The organism is Bacillus sp. R45, from assembly GCF_021729365.1.
Classification (GTDB): Bacteria; Bacillota; Bacilli; order Bacillales; family Bacillaceae; genus Bacillus; species Bacillus velezensis.
The window spans coordinates 1971576-1992231 of sequence record NZ_CP091421.1; the positions used below are offsets into that span (position 1 = coordinate 1971576).

A 20656-nucleotide genomic window follows, 5' to 3' on the forward strand; every position below is an offset into this window, starting at 1 on the left:
GTACCTTATCGAAAACAAAATGGTGTGCCTCAATTCTGCCACAAATGTGCCATTTATTTTTTATATTCAAATTCCTTACTTTTCAACACTTTCATAAATGTTTCGTCATTAAAATACATTGGCACTTTTAATCTCATATTTATTTTCATTTCACCTTCTGAATCACGATCGTTGCTATCTATCCGCAAATCATTTTCTAAGGGGTCAAGGTCTAGCTCACTCAACGTGTCCAATAAAAGACTAAGTAAATTATCTTTATTTAGAGTAGTTTTAAAGCTGCAATTAAAATATTTCACGTTTGTTTGAGATTTATTCGAGTTATTAGAATTATTAATCAAATTTGACCTTACTAATTGTTCTATTTCACTCAGTCTATTTAAAACTAAATATTTATCAGGATCTTGATCCTTCACATGCTGCAAAATCATTGACTCATTTGACGCTCTATAAATAGGGTTGTCTGACTCTTTTTCATTAAGCGCTGCTTCTACATATTTTTTGAAGGTTCCCTTTACCTCTATAACACCCATCATATCATTTGTAAAAAATATAGTACGCTCAGCCCCTAAGTCAAAAGGCAATTTAGTACCATGTTCACAAACATGGACTATTGGCTTCCGAATAGCATGCCTTACAGCTATTTCATACATTACATTTGGATTCAATCCCGTTAAGTTCGCAATAACTAAATCATCTTCTAAAATTCTACTAATTAATTGATTTGTTATAGATCCCCCATCGCTCATTCTATGGGCAACCGTTGTTTCAAATCCTAGCTCATTCAAAATTGGTACAATTACAGCATCTATAAAACCTTCCGCAGAACGCCTGATACTTGTATTTTCGTTTCCAATTGGAGTTATAACAAATGCTCTTTTATTCGTCTTTTGTTTTACTTCTTTCCGAACCCCAGTTCTTGACAAGTTTTCATACCCCCAAATATTTATATTAAGATTATAATGTATTATTCCTTGTTTATCCACATAATCCACGAATTACCCATATGTTATATACTGTGCAACTGCCCGAAGTACCGTCAGCCCTTTCCACCCTTGTTTTCAAGCAATATCCCTAAAATGAATTCCACGTTTGCTTTTTGAGGGGAATCAATAAAAATATGCAGAAAAAAAGACTCATCCGGTTTATGAGATGAGCCTGCTTATATCTTAAATTTCTTCATGGCGTTGTTCATGGCATCCTGATTGATTCCAATGTATCGAAGGGTTGTCCGCTGGTCAGAGTGGTTGAAAATCTCCTGCAGCATGGCAACATCTTTTGTTTGCTTGTAAAAATGGTACCCGAATGTTTTCCTCAGCGTGTGCGTACCTATATCATCCAAACCGACATGCTCAGCGGCAGCCCTTAAAATTTTATAGGCCATCGACCGGGAAATAGGCTTGTTAATCCCTTCTCGGCTTTTGAAAAGATATTCATGATCTTCCTTCCCCTCAATATATGCTTTTAATTCCCTTTGAAGAACCGGCGTCATGTCAATTCTCTTTTTCTTTTTGGTTTTCTTCTCTATAAGATTGAAATACGGCCGCTTGGCGTCCCTTACCCTCAGTTCCAGTATATCTGATATGCGAAGCCCTGAGTTTATCCCGGTGACAAATAGAATGTGATTCCGCTCACTCTGTTTTTTTAGAAACCGTTTGATATAGAAAATGCATTCCGGATCTCTTATCGGCTGAACAAAATTCATTCCGACGCTCCTCCATCCTTATAGACTTCCACGCGAAGAGCAAAGGCCAGCCGGTAAAACGCTTTTGCTTTCGTCCGGTAGTAGCTCCGCTGACTGAGTCTCATTTCTGCATAGACTTCATAATCATACATTTCTTCATTCTGCATATAGAGCATGACGAGAATTTGCCGCTCCTTTTGTGAAAGCCGGTTAACCGCTCTTTGCATTCTCTTTAAAAACCGTTCCCTTTCAATCTCCCAATCCATGCGTTTTAATGCTGCGTCTTCTGTGGAGGAATGAAATTCATTCGAAAAGCTGGGCGGAACTAGGCTGTATGTCGCGGTCACTTTCGGCAAAAAATCCTCCGGCACTTGTAACAAGTACATGCGATATTGTTCGAGCAGCTTTTCTGCTTTCGTTCTCGTTGCTTCTTCGTCAATTTGAGGTATGTTCAATCTCAACTGGTCCATTTTATTTTCATTGTTGTTTTTATCTTTTTTATCCATAGCATTTCCCTCCCATTATTATTGCTGTCTAAAAGCTCCACCACGGCCTCTTTTATATGTAGGCCTGTTTACACCCATGAGATTCTCCAAATCTCTCTCAGTAAGCTTCTGCGGCTTTTTTTCGAAACTCTTGCGTGACGATGGCTGTTTTTCTTTAAAACCAACGTTCTGCGCGACGTTTTTCTTCGCTTTCATACCGTCCCTCCGCTCAAATAAAAAACGGACACCAATCAGAGCACAGTGATTCTGTGCAATGATTGGTGTCCGCAGGCTCTCCGTCTTGGACTAGTTATTAAGTTTTAAAAACTCTCGTTCATTTGTTTCTATAATTTCATTAAGTTTTCTTAATTCTGATTCCAATTTATTAATTGCTTGTTTAACCCCTAACTCACGAGGTGTATGTATCTTTAGAAAATAAAAATAATGTTCTAATGTTGAACATACTTCTACAATTGCAGAATAATGTTGGACATACTCAAAACTAAATTTATTTTTATCTACATTTTTAAGATTATTTAAACATCTGATAGCATATTCCTCATTTGATATTTGTGCTTTAGACAACCCCCTTCCATATTCTGAATCATCGCGTTTAATTGGTGCATTAAGTCGTTCTTTAATTTCTTCTGTAATAAGAACATATTTTTCCAAACAACCCTTAAGAGACATAATATTATCCCTAAAATATATGGCTTCAATTAAAAATTGTTCAAGTCTGTCAATTTTTTTGTTCTTTATTTCTCTCTTGGCATTTGCTTGCATGATCATTATTGCTACACATGCTGAAATAGTTGCTCCTATTAATGAACCCCATAAACCAGGACTCAAGAATATTCCTATAATATTATTCGCCGTTTGAGCACTACTCGCCGGAAAATAAAAGTTAATATTTATAATTTTCCCCCTCCATTCAGAACAGGCTTTTATTAAATGATCTGTTTTCACAAGCTCTCTGCCTTGGACATAATTAATTTAAAAATACAATTCTAAGTATCAAGGGTTCAATATCCTTTTCAAAAAATTGATCCATTAACTCTTCTTCAATGCTTAATCGCTCATAATCATTAAATGCACTATTAACAGTTACTACTAGTTCAAAATTAAAATAGCCTTTAGCAACATTAACTTCAATAACTTCAATTGTAATTGATTCTTTATAAAAATAATCAGTAAGTACACCAACAATTTCATCTGAATTTAATTGTTTTTCTGTTTGAAGAATTAACCGAAATTTTGTTTTATTTCTTTCAAGGACTGCAAGTAATTTTTTGGTTGAGAGTTCTTTGGAATAATTCTTTAATTCATTAACCTCTTTATCATGTAGTTCTTGGAATCTCCCTTCAAGACTTAAAGAATACTGACTTCTGACCTCCCTGACTTCTGATATTAAATTATCAGAAAAACTTTCACTATAAATATCCCCTGCGTCTTTCATAAACACTTCAGGCTTAAACATATAAAATTCCATGCCCGTTTTATAATTAAATTCATTTAGCAACTCACTTCTGGGCCCAATTGTTTTTCCTTTGCATTCGTACCACCAATCTTTTTTTTCATCATCTGTTATAAATATAATGTCAGTTTGTTTTTCATTTGCAAAATCAATAATTTGCTGCCAAAGAATATAATCTCCATACTTCTCCAATATTATCTCACCATTATGAAACTTTGCTCCTTTTTTAGAAGCATCCCTGTATCCTGGTGGGATCTCTAAAGCATATCTTTTGTCAGCTTCTTTTTCTATTTCCTTGAGTTTTTCCTGTTTATACGGTGACCCCACTTTATCTTCAAATAATTCAGTGATTTCTCGCTTGATATGATCATTTTTTAATAAAATGGGGTGATCTTCTTTTTCTTTTAATATTTCAGATATTAAACCATCTATAGATGATTTTATTTGATCAATTATAGAATCAATACTGAGCGTCACATGTTTTTTTCGATAAGAGCCCAACTCTTTTTTTAAGCTGCTCTCTATTTCAGATGATTTTTTTCTCAGAATTGATTCTATTTTTTCATAAGAAGTCTGTTGATCTAAAATGACATTCGTTCTATTCAAATGAAATTCTAATGCTATTTGATGCGGTAACCAAAGGCGGTCTTTTGACTTTTCTAATAATGCAAATAATTTTTCTGATGTTTCCTTAGAGTATCTATAAAGGTTAAGTAGAATATTAGTATCTAGTACGATTACTGAATTAATCCAAATATCAGTGTTTTTATTATCAAAATAAAATTCTTTAAATAAAGATTTCATAATAACCCCTCTAATCCTAAAAAATTCTAGATGTCTGTTATTATAAAGGATCATACGGATCATTTCTATTGAAAAATCAAATCCAGTTCATTATTTATCGTCCTTATTCCCGATATAGGTCTCAATATCCTGAAAATAAACCGCAGCCTTGAATGCAGTGATTGCGCCTATTAACGTAATGTTCGCCTTTATGTCCAATCTATATTCGTACTGGAAATAAAACCAGAATCCTAACCCCATCAGCAGAAAAACTATTCTCAGCGCCATCGAATTCCCCCTTATTTGATTTGAAATTTAGCTGATTCAAATGTTCCGATATAGTTCATCTTGACTGAATCAGAGTAGCAGTCCAGCTGGATGACATAAGATCCCTTTCCGGTCTTATTCCGGATCGTTTTCGCGTTGAATGATTTCAGAGGCGTTGCCGTTTTGAAGCTGCCCCGCTGTACTAAATTCGTATCAGTCAGCCCGCCACCGCTGCGCTTCTTGTATACGCCGGCCGTGTAATAAAATGTTCTTGATCCTTTTTTCTCGGCTTTCCAGTCCACCGTTGAGGCGCCGGCCGTGTATGTCGCGGCATCCGTAAACACCCGGCCGCTGTACCCGGATTCATTTTGCAAGCCGGACCATGCGGCGGAAACAGACGGCGCAACGGCCGCCGCTCCCATAAGTAATACAGCTGATAGAATGATTGATTTGAATAGTTTTTTCATTATTTTCCCCTTCCTAGTTCACAAATAATTAACATTTATTTACAAGGATAATCATTATTTTGCTCGAATTATTACTGTGTTCCATAAAAAACCTAAGGAGTGTTTAAAATGAATTTCAAAAAGACTGCTGTGACTGCCTTTTCAATCCCTGTACTAGCTTTATCAATTTGTAGTGTAGCTTCCGCAAAAGAACCTTCTCAACCTATACAGTTAAATAATCAATCTATCTTTTTTCAAGATATCGGTAATTCAATAGTGGATTCTCCTTTTAAAACTATGAAAAGAAGTGTAACTATAGATGTAGGAGAAACCTATCCATTTGATGATAATGCTGCATGGGGAAAAGTTATTGAAGGAACACAATATGCCAAAGAAGAAGGACATGGTGTTAAGGGTTTAAAAGACTCAGGCACTAAACAAGCAATAGCCCGTATGTGGAAATCTAATGGTGATATATTGGGCGATATTTATATTACGGTTAAAAAATAGCGTATGAGCCTCTTAATGAGGCTCCTTTAAATTTTTTCATAATCCTCTAATTTCACCCCCTATCCCTGGTAGAATCGCAATTACAAAGAATAAAACCACAATCACCGCCCCAACCAACCAGATATTTGTTTTATCCCGTTTCGCGATAATTGTATGGTCGCCGATCATTTTCAGATCGTCAGACCGAGCGACCAGCGTCGGGATGTAGTCCGGGTGAACCTTTAAAAGCTCGGCCGCCTGCTCGACAGTCATTGCTTCATCCTTCGTGGCCTTCACGTTCCGTTGCAGTTCTACTTGTAATGGCATCATTCTGCCCCCACCTCCCGCGCTTGTGGTAAGTTCACTCTTTGCAGAAATTCAACCAAGAAGTATCCTGAAAATCCTTCTAAGAAAACAACTTGCTGACCAGCTCTATCTGTAAATTCATCACTTTTACAAGCCCAAATCCTTCCGTCATAATGCTCTGCCTCGCCGCAAGTGTGCATTACAACTAATTCGCCCTTTTTAAGTAGGTTTCTCATTCCGCATCCCCTACAATCTGAAGATTTTTATAATGAGCTATATGTCCGCAGGGGTTCTCCCAAGTATGAATTTGTCCAAAGAATCCGTCCTCGGTATACTGCCTTAACTGAGGATTTCCCATTTCCCCGCCACAAGTAGGGCATTCCCAAAGTGCATTAACTTCCCTGAACCCGATCAGGAAACCATTGGTATCGCGGGTAGGAATCGTTACTTTTCTTGTCTTCATTCTGCAGCCCCCTCCAATGCTTCAACTTTATCTTCCAATTCCTCTATCTCGTCCTCTAAATTGCTGTTTTCAAATTCTAAATCTCTTATTTCTTCTTCCTGTCCCTCGACTTTTGATTTTAGTTCTTGGTTCTCCGCCTGCAGCAACTTAATATCTTTCTGTGCCTGCCGGAATTGATTGGCCGCAATATCCTGCTGACGCTGGTGTTCTCGATTCATAGCCTGCTGCATGATTAACTCTTCCGCGAGCTTTTCGGCTGCTGCTTCTAAAGAAATTTGCTCAGGTGTACTGGCCGGCGTTTTTGAAAGGGCGCAAATGTAAGAGCCAGTATATAAAACTTCACCTTTTGATAAGTTGATTTTGAATTCTTTCATGCTCGGGCCTCCCGGTCTAAAAGACATGTTTTGCATACAACCCAATGAGCTGAATAATATATTTTTCCGCAGCGTTCACACTTGCGGGCAATTTCGTTTTGATACATGTTCCGTTCCTCCCCCGCAGGGGAAAACCCCTGCTAATTGAATTTATGGCCGATCTCGTAATCACAACGAGCCAGGCCGCCCTTTACTGTTTGAATGATTGTTTTACCGTGTTCGGGTGCCTCAACGACATATGCGGCGTTTTGGTTGCCGTCTAACACGATGACAGACACCTTCCCCGGCTCAATAAATTGAGAAACACTTGTATTTTGATTGATTGATATATGTTTTGGCTGCATGTTCAAAGCCTCCGTATGGTATAATAAAAGTGTCGAGTTTTTATTTACCATACGGTGGCGGTTGCTTTAGCGGCCGTCCTTACATCCAATATTTTGACGGGAAGAGCTGCATACCAGCTTTTGGTGTTTTCGTCGGAATGATTGGGTGTTTTTTTATATACTCCATGCGTTCCTCTTCGCTCATCACCCGCGTTGTGACTTCGCCGTGCCGACGCAAGTTTTTGTTTTCTGTCATGGTGCTGTCCTCCTATTCTTTGTTCATGCCTTTGATTTGAAGATTATATAAGCGCTCAAGCTCCTCATCTGTCTGGCGGTTTAGAAAAGCTCTGCCAAAAGAGCCGATAAGCAAAAGCCATTCAATTAAATGCTTTCGTTCTGCCTGTCCCAACGTCTGCCACTCCCTTCATAATCAGCATTTGTAAAGCTGCGTTCCGTACCTCCGGGGCACAGTCTTCATAACGCACGATGACCATAAGTTGCTGCGCCGTTGCTTTTTCAAAATGGAAGTTTTTGTTTGTCGCGTTCATCTTCTGATGCTTCCTTTCCGAGCAAGCCGGATTCCCGAGGCTCTATGAGGTCTTTTTTTGCCTGGTCGATGATAAGGAATAACGTTTCGTCTTCATTCCGATTCAGCTCTTTTGCTATGTTGAGATATGACTCATTTGCCGCCCATAGCTCCCGGAAACGTCTGATTTCGCTGTCATAAAACATGAAGTTTAGTTCCTGAAAAGGGATATACACTGGGCTCTCTTCAAACAAATAGCGCAGCCGAATCATTTTCTCTTTCAACGTTTTCTCAGATATTCTTATTCTTTTGTTAGCGCGTAAACCGTTCTTGCGGGCGGGCAGGATGTTTTTTCTTGCAAAGTCCATGACCAACAAAATGATTTCATCCGAATCCCTGTTTAATAATTCCGACATATCAAGAATTGATTTCCCATCATGCCAGTATTGAACGACCTTTTGCAGCTGGACCATTGACCACTCATAATTCATATTTTCTAAAGCCAGTTCGAACCGTTCTGCATTGACCATCTGACTCATGCCCAGCACCTCCGGACCGTTCCTGTATTCCGATGAACGATAATAAGCCGGTGTTCATGCTGCAGATTTTTGCTTACAAGCCAGTTATTCGGGTTTAAGCCGTTTGCCTTAATGACATTTTTCTGTGCGCGCGTCGGGCGCTTCCCGTGTTTCACACTGCATTCCCCCTAAAGTTCTGATAGTCTGCTATTTTTTGATCAAGAAGAGCAATAAGATTATCAAGCTCTTGTTTACGTTCGGCGTCGGTAAGCTTTCGTTCTGCCTTGAATTCCCAAACGCCGGGCATGATCATATCAGCCTTGGTTCCAAGCACTATTTCCACCTCCTTTAATGCGTCTGTCCTCTCCGGTAAACTTGACAACCCTCGTCCCTGGCATCATTCGAGATATGATCCGGCCGCCGTGTGTACCGTATTTGCTTTGGAGGCTTTCAACGTTGTAGTTGGTCGTTATGATATTGGGCTTGTCCTCTCGAGACTCAATAATTGTCAGAATCAAGTCAGCAGCCCATGATTCCTCCCCGTCTTTATCCTTCCTGACGTATTCAGCTCCAAGGTCATCCAGCACCAGTAACTCGCATGATTCAATGTTTTTCAAAATGTGTGCTTCTGTCTCTTTTGAATCGCCATAAGAGTTTCGGATTTTTCTAAGCAGCATTTTTGTATTGGCGAAGATGACATTTTTTCGTAGGCTCTTCACATGTTGCGCGACACTGTGAGAAAGGTGGCTTTTTCCGATTCCGTAATTTCCTTGCAATAACAAAGAATCAAAATCCCCCCAGTTTCCAAAGTTCTCCGCATACCATTTCAGCTTGCGAAATGCATCCTGTTGCGAATCAGATAAACCTTTCAAATTAAAATTTTCGAATCTGGTTTTCTGTGTATCTGGAGGGACAAGACTGTTATTCCAGAAAAAAGCGTCCGCTGCTGTTTCCTCTTGAAATTGAATCATTTCTTCTTCAAGCGCTAAGTTATCGCATGATAAACACCGGCTATGCCTAACCCCGTTTTGCATGTAGATAGGAACCGTATTGCCGCATGATTCGCATTCTCTTTCTCCGATCTTGTCAGGAAACAAATGCTGAAGCTTTTCAGGGAGCGCTTTAGAAAAGGCCTGAGTATTGGTCTTTCTCGGGCTTTCCGCTCTGAGCAATTGAACCCCCTCCTTTTTGGTTTAGATATGATTCAAATTTTGTCCCGAACAATGTTTCAGGACGCAAAAATCTATTCATAGCAGGATCATTGAGCCATTCCTCAGTTTTTACTAGAATGACATGTTTAAAATCTTCAAAGCGAAAACCTTCGTTCCAGCGTGCCTTGATGTCTTTTTTTGTTTTTGGTGTAGTAGGTCGGTATCGTTTGCCCGCTACTTTGTTCAGCAGATCAATGATCAGTTTGTAAGGAATCTCGTCCTTTTCGTTTTTGGAAGAAGATGCGTCGTCGGGTTTACCCGACAATATATCTTTTAATTCTTCTTCTTCTTTCTTCTTTCTTCTTTCTTCTTCTTGTTCGTTACCTTGCGTTACTGTAACGTTACCTGTAACGTTACTAGGTTGAGAAAGCTGTAAAGCCTTTTGTTTTTCCCGATATTTAGCAACTCTTTTGCGTGTATCTTCCCTGATTTTATCCATCGCATCGACGTTCTGATGCTTTTCCCAATTGCAAATACTGATATAGTTCTGATCGTTAATCTCGATCATCCCGAACCGTCTAAATGTATCCAAGGCCATTCTTACAACCCCCAACGGCCGCGAGAAAATAGCTGCAAGCATTTCGTCAGTATACGGAACATTTTCACTAAGAAAGATGTAACCGGAGGCGTTGGTTTTACCAGCTTGAGCGAGTAATTTCACCCAAATAATTAACAAAGTGTCAGCTTCGGGCATCTGTTCAATAAGCTTAATTTTTTCGTCATCAAACATATGGGTGCTGAGCTTTACGAATTTAATTTCGCCCATTCAACTCCCCCCTTTCTGACTTGGTCAAAGACCATACAGACCGCTTGCCGTTGACAATTACAGAGCCGAGGGTGTTTTGCTGACATTGATCAGACAGGCAGGTGCCGCCTTGAGCTTCTAGTTCGGCAATTGCCCTTTCGTGAGTATTAACAGACTCGCTTATAATTACGTGAATTTGATTATGCAGCCAGATGTGGCTTTCTAAAAACACATGTATTCTCCTTTCGGCTATTTGTTGAAAATCTCAGCAAAGTGCTTATCTAAAAAGGCAGCCATTTTAGAAGCTTGAAAGCTCCAGTTTTGCCCTTTGGCTTGCGGGTAAAATACAAAACCCCCGTTTACCGAATCTAAAACTTTGCGGAACCGACTTGGGTATAAAATGTTTTCTTTGATCCACTCGCTTTTACGTGCTGTCTTTTTCTCAAGGTCTTTCATGTTCCAATAGACCCCGGATAACGATTGTTCTCTTAGTTCCTGGAGTTCCACCTTGCTGATGAGAATTTTGTCAGCAGGGATCGGAATTGACAGGCTAACATCAAGAAGTTGTTCCATAAGTTTCTCCTCTCATGTCTTTTAAAAATTTTACTCACTTTTATTTTGTTCCTATCAGTACCATTATTGTTCAAAAAAAAATCGGATCTTAATATTAAGTTTCTTCGTGACCTTTTCAATCGCCTGCATAGAAAGATTCGCTTTCCCTCTCTCAACTCTTGAGATGTATGAAGCTGTGTACCCTAAGAATTGAGCGAATTCGATTTGAGACATTTTCCGCTTTTTTCGGATTTTTTGGAGCAGACGTCCAAACTCTTTCAGATCGAACATTTGTTTTAACACATCCTTTTTGTACCTGAAAGGAACAATTTGATCTTAACATAGCGATTTTTTTTACACAAGTGCTTTTTAAAAGAATTTTCTCGTGAGGTACACGATATGGTATAATTACCTATGAGGAATAAGGTTAATTTTTCAAAAGAGCAGGTGTTATTATGGGAAATATGAAAATGGGAGAAGCGATTCGGCGTATTCGTAAGGAAAAGAAAAAAACATTAGATGAAGTTGCCGAAGCTGTGGGAATTACACACAGCTACCTTTCAAGAATAGAAAGAAATTTACAACAGCCATCAATACAAGTAATAGAAAAAATCGCTGACTATTTAGGCGTCCACAAATCATACTTGTTTTTTGATGAAGAGAGCCTAGAAAAGTATTCAGAACCAGAGAAGCAGCTTCTTTCACAGAAGAGTATAACAATAGATGATCTCAAGAAGCTAAACATTGTCCACGATAACGGAAGTAAGATAACAGAAGAAGAATTGCAAATGGTTATAAATTATTTAAAGGAATTAAGGGAATTAAAAGAACGACATTTGAAAGATTTAAATTAACCAACTTTAAGTTTTTTTGTGTCCACATTTTTCTCCTTTTCAATTTCCTTTTTTAGATTCCCGATGATGTTCTCGAATGTAATATGCATGATGTGTTTCCCCTCCCAAAACAGAACGTTTGTTCCTATTATATTTAATAACAATTTTAAAATAAATACTTTTTCAGGAATTTCCTATTTTCGTTTTTCCGGAAAACAGGAAATATCCCCGAAAAGTACGAAAGACGTTGCCAGTCATGGCAGCGTCTTTTTGTTTTTTTATGTACTTTTCGGGAGTCAGATATACTACATGCCTACTCTTATCTCAGTCGTTTGAAAACTTCCGCCTGCTTCAGAATGGTTTAACGAAACACCCACAAAAGCAGTAGTCAGTATACCGAACGCTAAAACTAAGGTCAATGACATTTTTCTCATCTGCAACACCTCCCACTTCTAAATATTAAAATTAAATCCTAATTTTATCAAGTCAATTTTAGGAAGAGTTGCTCTAAATTGATCTTGCTGTTGAGAAAAATAATAAAGGGATAGCAATAATTTTTCAGCGTTTTCTTCTCTTTTCCCATCAAAAAGAAGAGCATATTTTTTATAAAAGGAATCCGAATAGAAAGAGTTTAATGGGTCGGATCTTCCTAAAGCCTTTGCGAATTCAGTCACTTGAAACTCCTTTGAAATTTCTTTGTTCCAATAATATTGTAATATGGCTATTTCCTCTTTATTCTGGACCATTTCCTCACTGCGATCAGGGAAATTTGCAAGTAAGTTCAAACACCTCAAATAGTACCTATAAGAATGGCAATATGATTCATTCATATAAGACAATGCCAATATGTACAAAGCTGTCATATTCAAATTGATACTGAGGTCTTTTTCAAGGAGAGAGAAGGCCGCCTCTCTCGCCTTATTAACGTCGTTGTTTTGTTTTAAATATATATTCACTAAGACTTCTTCTATACGAGCAGTAAATGCGATTTTCAAAAATGGATCTGATAAATTTTTAATAAGACTTCGAATGGATCGAATATGGTATAGAGTGATCTCATACCTGCCATTATAAAAGTACCCATACATTTCTAGTATACTCAACAACGTTCTCATTTCGTCACAAGAAGGACTAAACTTCTTTAATCCTTCGGTATACTCAATATTCCCAAAAGAGAATCTTGAATTAAGAATAAATCTATAAATATTAGACCATTGATCGTATTTGCCATCCCTTTCAATCTGGGCGCTTATCAATGCCTCTATAACAGAATATAATTGCTTAGTGTAGCAATATTCCAAAGCAGAAGCATAATTTTTCTTTTTCACTCCAGTTAAGCAGTGCTGTTCCATCAATGCAGTTTCATTTTCTGGATCAACATACCTTATGATCTCTCGAACCATCCAAAAATTAATTTCTTTTCCGCTAAGAAACTTACTTAAATAGCCTTCGCTAATCCCGATTTTAGCAGCTATAACATTCTGCTTTTCATCAGAGGATTTTATTAATTCTTTTAGATGGATCCTTATATCTCTAGCTGCTACTGTTTCCATATGATCACCTTTTCACCTCAAATTTAACATAATCACAAAGAAAATTTTGTCGAACGATGGCGATAAGATTTAGAATTTTTTGATTTTTTACGTTATAATTTATTCCTCTCAATACTTATTATAACTTATTTTACAATGGTTAACTAATCGAAAAGCCTTATTCGGGACAATCTTTTAAATAAATTAAGATAGTGCTATCCTATTATTGGAGAATTAAAGTTCCCCCTATAGGAGTGAATGAAATGGCTAGTTTCCTAAAACGCGGTAAAACGTGGCAGTATTGCGTTAGCGCTAAACCCAAGCCCATCAGGAAAGGCGGATTTAAAACTAAGAAGGAAGCTCAAGTTGCTGCCGCAGAGGTTGAAGAAAAATTGAGGAAATATAAAACGCCGGGCACAAAAAAAGTCCTCTTTGATGAATACTTTAAAAGTTGGGTAAATGTTTATAGAGCTGATATTGGTGCCATCACTCGTGAAGGTTACTATATTACACTTAGAGAAATTTCAGAGAATTTTGCAGGAAGATATATCAATGACATCACTAAACGAGAATATCAAGAGTTTTTAAATAAGTTTGGATCTGAACACGCAAAAGAAACTGTTAGAAAAATAAATACGCACATTAGAGCTTGTGTGCAAGAGGCAATTGAAGAAGGGATTATTCAATTTGATTTTACCCGGAAAGCAAAATTGATTGGAAGCGTGGAATCAAAACGCCCGGAAGAAAAACACTTGAATTATGTTGAAAGTCAAAAGCTTTTAAAAGAATTATATGTGCGCAAGGATCAGTCTATCGGATATTATTTATTAATACTGGCCCTCACTTCAGGAATGCGATTTTCTGAAATGTTGGGATTAACACTCGAGGATTTCAACTTTGAATTAAATGAAATTACAATCAACAAAACCTGGGATTATAAAAAAGGAACGGGTTTTGCTACGACAAAAAATGCGTCTTCAAATAGGACCATTAAAATGGATTCTAATACAATGGATTTATTCAAAAAGTTGTTATCCGAAATGCCTGATAACATACATAATCTTGTATTTTATAGTCCTCGCAGTTCTAGAAAAGTCATCACTAATGAATTTGTCAACAAAATATTGAAAAAGACATTGACGGACTTGAAAATAGAACCAATTTCAATACACGGGTTAAGACATACACATGCCAGCGTGTTACTCTACAAGAGGATTTCAATTTATTATGTCTCAGAGCGTTTAGGGCATGCTAAGATAGATACCACGCATAATTATTATTCACACGTAATTAAAGAACTACGTGAAGAAGATACCCAAAACACCCTTAATTTATTTGAAAAAATGCCTGACGTGAAAACATCCGGAAATGTGCAAAAAATGTGCAAAAAAAAATAAAATCGCATCGTTTTTCAGCGGATTCTCACAAAAATAAAAAGCTTGCAAAAACGACGAAAACCCTTGTGTGACAAGGGTTTTTCTGTTTTACCGCCATTATTAATCTGCACTTATCTTATGCGGAAAACGCTCTAGGAGAGATTCGAACTCCCGACCTGCAGTTTAGGAAACTGCTGCACTATCCGCTGTGCTACTAGAGCCTGCTTCTATTATAGTAACGCTGGCGGCCGTTTTTTTCAAGCCTACAGCCCTCCGAACACTTTATAGGCGGCTCTCGTCGTATCTTCATCTATTCCGATATAACGCATTGTAATAGACGGAGAAGAATGATTCAAAATCCTCTGCAGTTCAGCAATGTCTTTTGTCCTCTGATAAAAATGATACCCGAACGTCTTTCTAAGCGTATGCGTCCCGATTTCCTCCAATCCGCACGCGGCAGCTGCTTCCTTTAATATTCTGTATGCCTGAATCCGGGAAATGGGCTTATTCGTCCGTTTCGATTTAAACAAATAGTCATCTTCTTTCATGTCTTTTGTATAAGCGTATATGTCGGCCTTTAAAGACTCCAGTATCAGAATTTTTCTTTTCTTTCTCGTTTTGCTTTCGGTTGCCCACACATGGTCTTTGTTCCTTACATCCCTCACGCGAAGCGGCAGAACATCAGAAATCCGCAGTGCGCTGTTCATGCCGAAAATAAATAAAAAATAATCACGATCACTTTTCTTCATTAAATACTGTTTGACTTCCTGGATCTTCTCCAAACTTCGGATCGGCTGTACGATATGCATCAAAAAACCCCTTATAATTGGTAAAGTAACATATTGAGCATTATGTTACTATTATAGCCGAAACCCGTTGAATGATAAAGGATAAAGGGCCTTATGTAACATAATATACATAGTGTTACATAAGGGGAATAAGGCACACAGTTTCATCGGAGTCTTCAAAAACATCATTTTCGACCCGATGACGGGATTTTAAATCAATAGAGACTCACGGTGTTAAAAAAGAAAAACAACGCCCTTAAAACGAAATCTGAGCATTCGTTTTTTGTGAGCAACCGGAAAAAATGAAAAAAAAGACACAATATGAAATTGTGTCCTAGTCTTCATCTTTTACATCAATGTCTTCAGGAAGCGGCTCATTTAAAAACTCTTGAATCATTTCCTTATATTTTTCCAGCTGTTCGAGATGGGTTTGAAATTGTTCCTTGTTGATTAAATATTGCTGTCCGTCATGTACGGCCCTTATTTTATTCGTCAAAACAAGATTGTGCACATATTCTTCAGGAAGACTGGTAAACTCAGCTGTCTCTTTGATCGTTAAATACATGGCTCACGTTCCTTTCATATGTCATGTGAGTGAATTCTGTTTTGTTTATTGTAGCTTATTTTTTGTCTTTATGCTTGTTTCACAGCTTTTTCTGCCCGGTTTCCCATTTAGCCTATTTGCGGCTGATTATATTCACACAGAAACTCCGGCTTTTTGCGCACCGGACTATTCCGTTTGTCACTTGTGAAAACAGCACATTTTACTTACTCTATAATTGTAAGCGGAAAACAAAGGAGGCAGACTATGAAAAAGTTTATGAATCTCTGTTTTATCGTTCTGCTCAGTACTTTGCTCACGGCCGGAAGCATCCCTTATCACGCTCAGGCTAAGAAACACCCGTTTTCCTATGACGACTACAAACAGGTAGATGTCGGCAAAGACGGCATGGTTGCCACCGCCCATCCTCTCGCTTCACAAATCGGTGCCGACGTGCTGAAAAAAGGAGGGAATGCAATTGACGCCGCGGTCGCCATTCAATTCGCATTAAACGTAACTGAACCTATGATGTCGGGAATCGGCGGCGGCGGATTTATGATGGTTTATGATGCGAAGACGAAAGACACCACCATTATCGACAGCCGGGAACGCGCACCGGCAGGCGCAGCACCGGATATGTTCCTTGACGAAAACGGCAAAGCCATCCCTTTCTCCGAACGCGTTACTAAAGGGACTGCAGTCGGTGTTCCGGGAACATTAAAAGGACTTGAAAAAGCGCTCGACAAATGGGGCACACGCTCCATGAAACAACTCATCACCCCTTCCATTAAACTTGCCTCAAAAGGCTTTCCGATCGATTCGGTTTTAGCTGATGCCATCTCAGATTATAAAGACAAATTATCACACACCGCTGCAAAAGACGTGTTTCTTCCGGACGGAGAACCTCTGAAAGAAGGAGACACACTCATCCAAAAAGACTTAGCCAAAACATTTACAGCTATTAAGTACAAAGGCACAAAAGCATTCTATGACGGTGCATTCTCCAAAAAGCTTGCGGAAACAGTGCAGGAATTCGGCGGCTCAATGACAGAAAAAGATATCAAAAACTTCAATGTGACGATTGACGAACCGATCTGGGGGGATTACCAGGGCTATCATATCGCAACTGCTCCTCCTCCAAGCTCGGGCGGTGTTTTCCTGTTGCAAATGCTGAACCTTCTGGATGATTTTAAGCTTTCTCAATATGATATCCGTTCTTGGCAAAAATATCAGCTTCTCGCAGAAACGATGCATTTGGCTTATGCTGACCGCGCCGCATTTGCCGGGGATCCAGAATTCGTCAACGTCCCTCTCAAAGGCCTCTTGAATCCAGATTATATCAATGCCCGCAGACAGCTGATAGATATTGATAAAGTCAATAAAAAACCGAAAGCCGGCGACCCTTGGGCCTATCAGGAAGGTTCTGCAAACTATAAACAAGTGAAGCAGCCGACTGACAAACAAGAAGGCCAAACGACCCACTTCACGGTAACCGACCGCTTCGGCAATGTCGTATCTTATACGACAACGATTGAACAGCTGTTCGGTTCCGGCATTATGGTTCCCGGATACGGCGTTGTGTTGAATAATGAGTTAACAGACTTCGATGCGGTGCCTGGCGGCGCAAATGAAGTGCAGCCGAATAAACGTCCGCTCAGCAGCATGACTCCGACTATTTTATTCAAAAATAACGAACCTGTACTGACTGTCGGCTCTCCCGGCGGAGCAACGATTATTTCTTCCGTCCTGCAAACGATCCTGAACAAAGTTGAGTACGGCATGGATCTGAAAGCGGCGGTCGAAGAGCCGAGAATTTACACAAACAGCATGACATCCTATCGATATGAAAAAGGAGTGCCGGAAGAAGCCCGCACAAAACTGAACGAAATGGGGCATAAATTCGGCAGCAGCCCGGTTGATATCGGTAATGTGCAAAGCATCCTGATCGACCGTGAAAACGGCACCTTTACCGGAGTTGCCGATTCAAGCCGAAACGGAGCCGCAATCGGCGTAAACTTGAAACAATATAAAAAATAACTAGACAAAAAGCCTCGTTTCTCAAGCTGAGAAACGAGGCTTTTGTTTATTCTGCACTGTATTCAGATGAGGGTTTTTCAGATGTTAACGAGGCAAGTGAAAGCACGCCGCACATCGCGATGACAACACCAGCTGATCCGATCCATGTCACTGACGCAAGAGACAGATGAGTGACAACAATGCCCCCGATGCCCGCCCCGGCCGCCATAGCCAGCTGCATCACGGACTGGTTGAGGCCAAGTAATACACCCGATGATTCAGGCTCCATCGTTGCCAAATGGTACTGCTGAGCAGGTCCTGATGACCAGGCGGCGAAGGACCAAAAAATAAGCACTGCCGCCGCTCCGAAAGCAGAATGTGTGACAAACGGCAATAACATGAGCATGATAGCATGAAGCGCCATTCCGCCGGTTAATGTCATACGCGCCCCCCATTTGTCTGCGCTGAAACCGCCTGCTTTAGAACCGGCAAGACTTGCAACACCGAAAATAAGCAGCAATGTACTCAGTATTCCGCTGCCGATATGAGTGACGTTCAGTAAATACGGAGAAAGGTACGTATACGCAACCGAATAGCCTCCGAGCCAAAAAAACGTAATAGCAAGCCCGACAGCCACCTTTCGTTTCTTCAAAAGAGAAAATTGCTGAATAAGCGGCACCGGTTTATCTCCTTTTATCTCAGGCAACGCAAAACGTATAATAAGCATGGCAATGATTCCGATTGCCGCAATTCCGGCGAAAACCACCTTCCAGCCAAAAGCTTCAGACACGGTTCTTCCGATCGGAACACCGATAATGAGCGCCGCCGTAAACCCCATAATGACGGTCGCGAGAGAACTTGCCTGTTTTCCCGGGGGAGCGATTTTTGCTGCGATCGTAAGCGCGGTGACCACCACAGTTCCTGCTCCAAGCGCCATGATCACCCGGGCTGCCGCAAATAAGCCGTATCCCTGTACAAGAAATGAAATGATATTTCCGATTACAAACAATCCAAGAGCATAGATCATGAGCTTCCTTCTGTCCAGTTTTGCTGTAAGGGCCATCATGACAGGCGTTCCGATTGCATAAACAAGTGAAAAAATCGTAATCAGCTGCCCTGCTGCTGCCACAGTAACTCCCAAGGAACCTGCAATTTTATCAAGCATCCCGGATATCACATATTCAGACGTCCCCACTAAAAAGCTGATAATTGCCAAAATGTAAATCTTCCAGGTATTTTGCACCTGACACACTCCTTCATTGATGATTTATATAAAGATATATTGTGATATATCGATATAAAGAGTTGAACAAACAGAAACAAATCGCAATATGTCGATGTGTAGTCAGGAAAAGAAACTGAATCCCTCTTCTAAAGGATTCAGCCCTACATTTCGCGCTGAAAATAATCGGCCATCGCCTTTATCGCATCTTCATCTCTTTTATAATAGGTGTATTTGCCAATCCGTTTTGTTTGGATAAGGCCTGCGCGCTGAAGAATGGAAAGATATTGAGACGCCGTTGACTGTGTCATCCGAAGCTTATCGGTGATCTGGCTGACACATACTCCGATCTCATTCATATCAATGCCATCATGCGGTGCGAAGTGACGGTCCGGCTCTTTCAGCCATTGTAAAATCTCAAGCCGTGACTCATTAGACAACGCTTTAAAAACATCAATAGGTTTCATACGCTTTATTATATCGTGATTTTGCGATATGTCAATGTTATTTTTCTTGAATCTCTATTTTTTGTTTTGTCTCTCTTATGATCCGGGAAATAAAATCACTCACATTCTCTTCAAATGTGTTTTCCCGCCCGTATTGCCTTACATGTACAGAATGATGGCGGCACTCTTGATCTCCCACAACCGCCATATACGGTATTTTTTCATTTGTGCTTCTCTGATTTTATAGCCGAGTTTTTCATCACGCTGATCGAGCTCAGCCCGGATACCCGCTTTCTTTTTGAGAAAAACCGGAACGAAAAAATTGGCGTACACAGCTGTCCTGTTTTCTCATCTTCTGTTCGATAATGTCTTTAATCCATTCAGCAGTTCTTCAAACGCCGATGTCAAAAATAAATCACTCCGGTAGATGAATGATATATTCATATTCCGAAAATGTTCAGGAAGCTCATGAAGAAAAAGATTTTTCCTGTTTTGAAAATAACGGACGGCTGATGCAGGCAGAAAGGAAACCCCCATCCCCGCCTGCACCGCCCCAATAATGGCTTCCAACGTACCGAATTCAATGATTTTATGTGCGGGCACTGCCTCTTCTTTCAGTATGTTTTTTATTTTGCGGCGGTGCGAACAGCCCGCGGCAAAATACAGAATCGGCTCTCGCAGCAAGTCTTGCAAACTGCCTTCCCGCTTATTTGAAACCAAGACCAATTCTTCTTGAAATACAGCGAATTGCTCAAGATCTTCATATTCGACCGGTCCGTAAACAAAAGCGCCGTCCAGCTCATAGTGTAGAACGCGCTGCACTAAGGTATGTGTATCACCGGTTGACAGTGACAGCTGTACTTTCGGGTAGCGGCTGCAATACTCCGTGAAAAATTGAGGGAGGTGGACGGCTGCCGCCGTTTCAAGAGAACCGATTCGAAGCGGCCCGTTCGGATCGCCTGCCTCTTGCGCTGTTTTTTGCGCCTTATGCAGCAATTGAAGGATTCTGTCTGCGTCTTTTAATAAGTTTTCACCTGCTGGCGTCAGCGTCATTCCCCGATTTGTGCGGTAAAAAAGCTGTGTTTGCAATTGCCGTTCCAGCTGCTGAATCCGGTTTGTCACATTTGATTGAACATAATGCAGGCTTTCTGCCGCCTTTGAAATACTTCCTTTGCGGGCGACAGCCTGAAAAATCTTTAAGTCTCCGCTTTCCATGTAAGGGCACCTTCTTGCTATGATTTTTATTGATAGCCGGCTAT

At 39.9% G+C, this 20656-nt stretch carries 32 protein-coding genes, 1 tRNA gene and 1 pseudogene; 4 read left to right on the forward strand and 30 right to left on the reverse strand.

Features of this window, described 5'->3' with window-relative positions:
- Window positions 1–53: 53 nt before the first annotated feature.
- The 8 genes from L3V45_RS09315 to L3V45_RS09350 all read right to left on the reverse strand — a co-directional run bounded on the left by L3V45_RS09315 (window position 54) and on the right by L3V45_RS09350 (window position 5157).
- Entirely contained in the window at window positions 54–992 is a 939-nt protein-coding gene (locus L3V45_RS09315) for a hypothetical protein (protein ID WP_151292992.1), read from the reverse strand.
- A gap of 167 nt (window positions 993–1159) precedes the next feature.
- Window positions 1160–1702 carry a tyrosine-type recombinase/integrase gene (locus L3V45_RS09320; RefSeq protein ID WP_236836918.1) on the reverse strand — a complete coding sequence of 181 codons (543 nt, stop codon included), beginning with the start codon at window positions 1700–1702 and terminating at the stop codon, window positions 1160–1162.
- On the reverse strand, window positions 1699–2151 hold the full coding sequence (locus tag L3V45_RS09325) for an ArpU family phage packaging/lysis transcriptional regulator (protein ID WP_236837433.1): 453 nt from the start codon (window positions 2149–2151) through the stop codon (window positions 1699–1701). Before L3V45_RS09325 ends, L3V45_RS09320 begins: the two co-directional genes overlap by 4 nt.
- A gap of 54 nt (window positions 2152–2205) precedes the next feature.
- Entirely contained in the window at window positions 2206–2382 is a 177-nt protein-coding gene (locus L3V45_RS09330) for a hypothetical protein (RefSeq protein WP_236836922.1), read from the reverse strand.
- Between the two features lie 90 nt (window positions 2383–2472).
- Entirely contained in the window at window positions 2473–3132 is a 660-nt protein-coding gene (locus L3V45_RS09335) for a hypothetical protein (protein WP_236836923.1), read from the reverse strand.
- A 22-nt stretch (window positions 3133–3154) separates the two neighbouring features.
- Complete coding sequence (locus L3V45_RS09340) at window positions 3155–4444, reverse strand: PIN-like domain-containing protein (protein WP_236836924.1); 1290 nt, start codon at window positions 4442–4444, stop codon at window positions 3155–3157.
- Between the two features lie 90 nt (window positions 4445–4534).
- Window positions 4535–4711, reverse strand: coding sequence for a hypothetical protein (locus L3V45_RS09345; protein ID WP_236836925.1), 177 nt, complete (start codon window positions 4709–4711; stop codon window positions 4535–4537).
- Between the two features lie 11 nt (window positions 4712–4722).
- Window positions 4723–5157: a hypothetical protein gene (locus L3V45_RS09350; protein WP_236836926.1), complete on the reverse strand. Its 435-nt coding sequence runs from the start codon at window positions 5155–5157 to the stop codon at window positions 4723–4725.
- A gap of 108 nt (window positions 5158–5265) precedes the next feature.
- On the opposite strand from L3V45_RS09350, the gene L3V45_RS09355 reads away from it, so the two are divergent.
- On the forward strand, window positions 5266–5646 hold the full coding sequence (locus L3V45_RS09355) for a hypothetical protein (protein WP_236836927.1): 381 nt from the start codon (window positions 5266–5268) through the stop codon (window positions 5644–5646).
- Between the two features lie 36 nt (window positions 5647–5682).
- Here the strand turns inward: L3V45_RS09355 and L3V45_RS09360 are convergent, their stop codons facing one another.
- From L3V45_RS09360 to L3V45_RS09425, 14 genes are all read right to left on the reverse strand, one after another.
- On the reverse strand, window positions 5683–5955 hold the full coding sequence (locus tag L3V45_RS09360) for a hypothetical protein (RefSeq protein ID WP_236836929.1): 273 nt from the start codon (window positions 5953–5955) through the stop codon (window positions 5683–5685).
- Window positions 5952–6167 carry a hypothetical protein gene (locus tag L3V45_RS09365; RefSeq protein WP_236836930.1) on the reverse strand — a complete coding sequence of 72 codons (216 nt, stop codon included), beginning with the start codon at window positions 6165–6167 and terminating at the stop codon, window positions 5952–5954. Before L3V45_RS09365 ends, L3V45_RS09360 begins: the two co-directional genes overlap by 4 nt.
- On the reverse strand, window positions 6164–6394 hold the full coding sequence (locus tag L3V45_RS09370) for a hypothetical protein (RefSeq protein ID WP_236836932.1): 231 nt from the start codon (window positions 6392–6394) through the stop codon (window positions 6164–6166). The genes L3V45_RS09365 and L3V45_RS09370 overlap by 4 nt, the downstream gene beginning before the upstream one ends.
- Window positions 6391–6768 (reverse strand): hypothetical protein, encoded by a 378-nt coding sequence (locus L3V45_RS09375; RefSeq protein WP_236836934.1) that lies wholly within the window; start codon window positions 6766–6768, stop codon window positions 6391–6393. The genes L3V45_RS09370 and L3V45_RS09375 overlap by 4 nt, the downstream gene beginning before the upstream one ends.
- 140 nt (window positions 6769–6908) lie before the next feature.
- The gene (locus tag L3V45_RS09380) at window positions 6909–7112 is read right to left on the reverse strand and encodes an XtrA/YqaO family protein (RefSeq protein WP_032859650.1); all 204 of its coding nucleotides are present in this window, start codon (window positions 7110–7112) and stop codon (window positions 6909–6911) included.
- 79 nt (window positions 7113–7191) lie between these two features.
- Entirely contained in the window at window positions 7192–7347 is a 156-nt protein-coding gene (locus L3V45_RS09385) for a hypothetical protein (protein ID WP_236836936.1), read from the reverse strand.
- Between the two features lie 12 nt (window positions 7348–7359).
- Window positions 7360–7500: a BH0509 family protein gene (locus L3V45_RS09390; protein ID WP_151276547.1), complete on the reverse strand. Its 141-nt coding sequence runs from the start codon at window positions 7498–7500 to the stop codon at window positions 7360–7362.
- Window positions 7501–7607: 107 nt separating this feature from the next.
- Window positions 7608–8156, reverse strand: coding sequence for a hypothetical protein (locus L3V45_RS09395; protein WP_032859652.1), 549 nt, complete (start codon window positions 8154–8156; stop codon window positions 7608–7610).
- On the reverse strand, window positions 8153–8311 hold the full coding sequence (locus tag L3V45_RS09400; RefSeq protein WP_015387915.1) for a DUF6906 family protein: 159 nt from the start codon (window positions 8309–8311) through the stop codon (window positions 8153–8155). Before L3V45_RS09400 ends, L3V45_RS09395 begins: the two co-directional genes overlap by 4 nt.
- Window positions 8308–8469 carry a hypothetical protein gene (locus tag L3V45_RS09405; protein ID WP_154018700.1) on the reverse strand — a complete coding sequence of 54 codons (162 nt, stop codon included), beginning with the start codon at window positions 8467–8469 and terminating at the stop codon, window positions 8308–8310. The genes L3V45_RS09400 and L3V45_RS09405 overlap by 4 nt, the downstream gene beginning before the upstream one ends.
- Complete coding sequence (locus tag L3V45_RS09410; protein ID WP_032859439.1) at window positions 8450–9307, reverse strand: ATP-binding protein; 858 nt, start codon at window positions 9305–9307, stop codon at window positions 8450–8452. The genes L3V45_RS09405 and L3V45_RS09410 overlap by 20 nt, the downstream gene beginning before the upstream one ends.
- Entirely contained in the window at window positions 9258–10112 is an 855-nt protein-coding gene (locus tag L3V45_RS09415; protein WP_161503422.1) for a phage replisome organizer N-terminal domain-containing protein, read from the reverse strand. Before L3V45_RS09415 ends, L3V45_RS09410 begins: the two co-directional genes overlap by 50 nt.
- A 228-nt stretch (window positions 10113–10340) precedes the next feature.
- Window positions 10341–10664, reverse strand: a complete 324-nt coding sequence (locus tag L3V45_RS09420) for a DUF771 domain-containing protein (RefSeq protein ID WP_017417255.1) — start codon at window positions 10662–10664, stop codon at window positions 10341–10343.
- Window positions 10665–10727: 63 nt separating this feature from the next.
- Window positions 10728–10934 carry a helix-turn-helix domain-containing protein gene (locus L3V45_RS09425; protein ID WP_032858779.1) on the reverse strand — a complete coding sequence of 69 codons (207 nt, stop codon included), beginning with the start codon at window positions 10932–10934 and terminating at the stop codon, window positions 10728–10730.
- 164 nt (window positions 10935–11098) lie between these two features.
- Here L3V45_RS09425 and L3V45_RS09430 point away from each other — a divergent pair, with 164 nt between their 5' ends.
- A complete protein-coding gene (locus tag L3V45_RS09430) occupies window positions 11099–11497 on the forward strand; it encodes a helix-turn-helix domain-containing protein (protein ID WP_014305167.1) in 399 nt (132 codons plus the stop codon).
- A gap of 431 nt (window positions 11498–11928) precedes the next feature.
- On the opposite strand, the gene L3V45_RS09435 is transcribed toward L3V45_RS09430, so the two are convergent.
- Complete coding sequence (locus L3V45_RS09435) at window positions 11929–13029, reverse strand: AimR family lysis-lysogeny pheromone receptor (protein WP_032858781.1); 1101 nt, start codon at window positions 13027–13029, stop codon at window positions 11929–11931.
- 242 nt (window positions 13030–13271) lie between these two features.
- Between L3V45_RS09435 and L3V45_RS09440 the strand changes: the two genes are divergently transcribed.
- On the forward strand, window positions 13272–14405 hold the full coding sequence (locus tag L3V45_RS09440) for a tyrosine-type recombinase/integrase (protein WP_032858783.1): 1134 nt from the start codon (window positions 13272–13274) through the stop codon (window positions 14403–14405).
- A 127-nt stretch (window positions 14406–14532) separates the two neighbouring features.
- Here the strand turns inward: L3V45_RS09440 and L3V45_RS09445 are convergent.
- The 3 genes from L3V45_RS09445 to L3V45_RS09455 form a co-directional block, all read right to left on the reverse strand.
- Window positions 14533–14605: transfer RNA gene (locus L3V45_RS09445), tRNA-Arg, on the reverse strand.
- A gap of 42 nt (window positions 14606–14647) precedes the next feature.
- Window positions 14648–15193, reverse strand: coding sequence for a site-specific integrase (locus L3V45_RS09450; RefSeq protein ID WP_003153850.1), 546 nt, complete (start codon window positions 15191–15193; stop codon window positions 14648–14650).
- 313 nt (window positions 15194–15506) lie between these two features.
- Entirely contained in the window at window positions 15507–15737 is a 231-nt protein-coding gene (locus L3V45_RS09455; RefSeq protein ID WP_003153848.1) for an excisionase family DNA-binding protein, read from the reverse strand.
- Window positions 15738–15980: 243 nt separating this feature from the next.
- On the opposite strand from L3V45_RS09455, the gene ggt reads away from it, so the two are divergent.
- Window positions 15981–17750, forward strand: coding sequence for a gamma-glutamyltransferase (gene ggt / locus L3V45_RS09460; RefSeq protein WP_052586070.1), 1770 nt, complete (start codon window positions 15981–15983; stop codon window positions 17748–17750).
- A gap of 46 nt (window positions 17751–17796) precedes the next feature.
- On the opposite strand, the gene L3V45_RS09465 is transcribed toward ggt, so the two are convergent.
- From L3V45_RS09465 to L3V45_RS09485, 4 genes and pseudogenes are all read right to left on the reverse strand, one after another.
- Window positions 17797–18972 (reverse strand): MFS transporter, encoded by a 1176-nt coding sequence (locus L3V45_RS09465; RefSeq protein ID WP_024085450.1) that lies wholly within the window; start codon window positions 18970–18972, stop codon window positions 17797–17799.
- 143 nt (window positions 18973–19115) lie between these two features.
- Window positions 19116–19418, reverse strand: coding sequence for an ArsR/SmtB family transcription factor (locus L3V45_RS09470; RefSeq protein ID WP_014305172.1), 303 nt, complete (start codon window positions 19416–19418; stop codon window positions 19116–19118).
- 37 nt (window positions 19419–19455) lie between these two features.
- Window positions 19456–19694: pseudogene (locus L3V45_RS19590) on the reverse strand (His/Gly/Thr/Pro-type tRNA ligase C-terminal domain-containing protein); the annotation flags it as partial.
- A gap of 51 nt (window positions 19695–19745) precedes the next feature.
- Window positions 19746–20612: a LysR family transcriptional regulator gene (locus L3V45_RS09485; protein ID WP_234949309.1), complete on the reverse strand. Its 867-nt coding sequence runs from the start codon at window positions 20610–20612 to the stop codon at window positions 19746–19748.
- Window positions 20613–20656: the final 44 nt, after the last annotated feature.